Below are 282 nucleotides of genomic sequence, written 5' to 3'. Positions count from 1 at the left end.
TCAAAGGGTGACTGCGTGTAGCGCGGCAGTTCGTAAAATCTCTTACCTTTGGTGCTTTGCTACGCGCAGCCTGCCTTTGGCCTATATAGGCAGAATCTCCCCAATAACGCGTCTCTTGTCCATGCAGTAAGTCAGGCAATACCTGGCTGTCATGGACATTGGCACCCGTTGCGACAACGCTGTGTATCAATTTGGTCTTGCTGTCCACGCCAATGTGTCCCTTCATACCGAAGTGCCATTGATTACCTTTTTTGGTCTGACGCATTTCCGGATCGCGTTCTC

Annotated in this window: 1 protein-coding gene; it reads right to left on the bottom strand. The window is 50.7% G+C overall.

The window, feature by feature from the left end:
• Positions 1–282 (bottom strand): transposase (locus tag ACO0LD_RS31835; protein ID WP_423013552.1); only part of this gene is annotated, 282 nt, incomplete at both ends.

The sequence above is a fragment of the Undibacterium sp. Ji83W genome, assembly GCF_049340385.1.
GTDB lineage: Bacteria > Pseudomonadota > Gammaproteobacteria > Burkholderiales > Burkholderiaceae_D > Undibacterium.
This window is presented reverse-complemented; position numbering and strand designations above follow the sequence as displayed.